This is a genomic window from Psychrobacter sp. Ps6, assembly GCF_022129235.1.
GTDB lineage: Bacteria > Pseudomonadota > Gammaproteobacteria > Pseudomonadales > Moraxellaceae > Psychrobacter.
In genome coordinates, this window is record NZ_JADQAI010000056.1 from 1 (window position 1) to 2,657 (window position 2,657).

Consider the following 2,657-nt stretch of genomic DNA (forward strand, 5'->3'; position numbering starts at 1 on the left):
TTAACTCAGTCTTAGCTTCTAGTGGTAACATCTCCATTTTGTTTGTACTACCTGAAGCATGAGATTCATTTACTACACCAATCTCTAATGGATTAGATAATCCTGACTGTGTCGATGCTACTGTCATTCGTAATGCTTGTGCTTGCTTACTATCATCAAAAGGTGATAAACGTGCTTTTAAATCTCGTGAAAATAAGACCTCAGAAATTGCTTGTTCCCATACTTTAGAATTCTCTTTTAAGCTTTCGACTTCTATATGCTTATCAGATAGTGTTTTATAGAATGCCTTGCTATCAAATACGCCATCATCGCCAAACCAGCCGTCTTCAATAGGTAATTCTTGTAAATAATCACCAAGCATTTCTACTATTGCATAATCACTTTTTTCTTCGGCAGATATAAGCTTATTTCTCTTTGCTTCAGGTTGTGGAATATCAATCAAACTGCAGTAGCGTAAACCATCTTTTTGATTACTATTACTCCCACCTAAAATATACTCTCGTAATGGGAAGTCACCTTTAACAATATATTTTAATGGTTTTGGTCGATAGTCCTCTATATCCCATAATAAAAATAGCGAACTCGACATATTAAGTATATTCGTAATAGCTTGCAGATGAATTTTTAATGCCTCTTTTTCAAGCGCTTTAAGCTGTTTATATTCCTCTTTCAGAATTTGATTTGGAGGCAACGCAAAGTTATTAGTCGATTTCAAAAGAGCCTTTAACTTTTCATTTAAAACCTCTTCCTGTTTTTTAGCTCTTTTAAGGTAATCAAAATACAAAGCATAATACTCATGCCCTTTTGACTTGTCCTGTCCGGCTAAAGCAAGTTCTGGAGTGGCTATACCACAAACAGATAAATCTTCTATACTCTTTTCTAGTGCTTCTTTATGTTTTTCAGCGTTTGCCGTTTGCTTAATTAAATGAGCCTTATAATATTCAACAGCATCCCCAATTTGGTATTGTGCGTTTGAATATACTTTATTAAGTGCTTGTAGACGTTTTTTCAAATCATCAATCTGAGCTTGAGGTGTTAACTCTGACTGTTTTAGAAATGCTTCTCTTGCCTTTTGATATGCTTTAATTGCTTTTCGTATTTTGGGTTCTTTTGGTGAATACAACTTACCATCATCAAAAATATATCCTTGATCCTTAGCATTCTGTTGAGCTTTAGCTAAAATCCGTTTATGAATTTCTCGTTTTTGATTAACTAATGCACTGGCCTCATAGGCAGAAGAGGCATTTTGAAGATGTTTTTGTTGATGAGATAGCCAATGTTCAGTTTCTTGAAACAATAGCTTATCTTCATCGGCAATAAAAGATGTTAATGTAGCGCTTAATAGACCATCTAGAATACCAGCTTGAGATAAGCTTGGCATAACATTTGTACTATCTTTACCTTTAAATCTCGCTTTAAATTTACTTTCTGCGTCTTCTAAATATTGAACGGCAGTTTCATCCATAAGGTAGAATGCATCGCCTTCGATAAAATAAGCAATATCTTTATATTTCTTAACCTTAGACTCTTTTTCACACGTCATTATGTGCTTCGGAAATAAATTTTGCTCTGCACCTATCGGCTGTTTATCTGCTGCAGGTAAAATAACAACGGGGTAATTTGCACTACTATCATCAGACGCCATGTCTATTTTATCTATCATCAATTTTTCTCTCTAACCATAAAGTCATCAGATTGTTTTACAACCATAGCTAATTGAATCGCTGATTCATAAAGACCCATATCGTCTAATGACTGATTTAACAATGAGTTCCATTCTGGTCGATCAATGATTGCTAAATTATCAGCAAGAAATCCTCTCCACTCTTCCAATAATGCTTGGTTTTGCAATCCATTTTTAATCAAACTCTCGATCACAATACTTGCTCGATGAAGCTCTTCTGACGGTTTTTGTTGCCATCTTTCACATAAACCTAACCATGCACCTAAACGATAGCGCTCCATTACTTGTACGGTTATATCTGAAATTGAGATCACTCTTTTCTTCATCTCTTCTTTTGATAGATCACAATAAACCCATTGTTTTCGCGTTATTTGAGGGCAAATAACTTTAAAACCATAAAAGAGTTCTGGTTCACTATTTAACAAAGAAAGACATACACTTGGAGCATAGAATCTTACATAAACAGATCCAAGATTTTCACTATCTACTTCTAAATATTGATTTAATGTTTCTCTAACTTGCTCTATAGACAGTTTTGAAAGAAGTAATATACCTAAATATTCATTCATCATAGATTCAACCACATAAGTATCATCTAATTTCAAACTTATTAATAATGGGCTAGCTTCAATAGCGGATTTAAACCTCGTCCCGATAAACAAAGCTTCTTGATCATACTCAGTTATTTCATTTATTAAATGAGATCTATCCATCAACGCGTAAAGTTTGTAACCCTGAGCCAAATCTTCAGTAATAACCTTATCAAACAATTTATGGGTATTATTTATTTCTTGCATAAACATTTATCTCCTCTCTGACAACTTCCATCACTTTGCAATCCGCATACTGGTAGTAGCGGAATATTTGCCTTACTTGCAATGAGAAGAGCAGAAACAAAAACAGGAGGAACGTCTAATGGATATGGGGCCACCTCAACCGCCCCGGGTAATAAAGGAGCTGAACCTGCATACCC

The 2,657-nt window shown here is 34.7% G+C and carries 3 protein-coding genes; all 3 read right to left on the reverse strand.

Translation table 11 applies throughout. The features are described from left to right. On the reverse strand, positions 1-1,663 hold a 1,663-nt coding region (locus I3255_RS13630; RefSeq protein ID WP_238039289.1), incomplete at its 3' end, for a hypothetical protein. Then, the gene (locus I3255_RS13635; protein WP_238039290.1) at positions 1,663-2,481 is read right to left on the reverse strand and encodes a DUF4123 domain-containing protein; all 819 of its coding nucleotides are present in this window, start codon (positions 2,479-2,481) and stop codon (positions 1,663-1,665) included. The genes I3255_RS13630 and I3255_RS13635, both read right to left, overlap by 1 nt. Then, positions 2,469-2,657: hypothetical protein (locus I3255_RS13640; RefSeq protein WP_238039291.1), on the reverse strand; the 189-nt coding region annotated here is incomplete at its 5' end. The genes I3255_RS13640 and I3255_RS13635, both read right to left, overlap by 13 nt.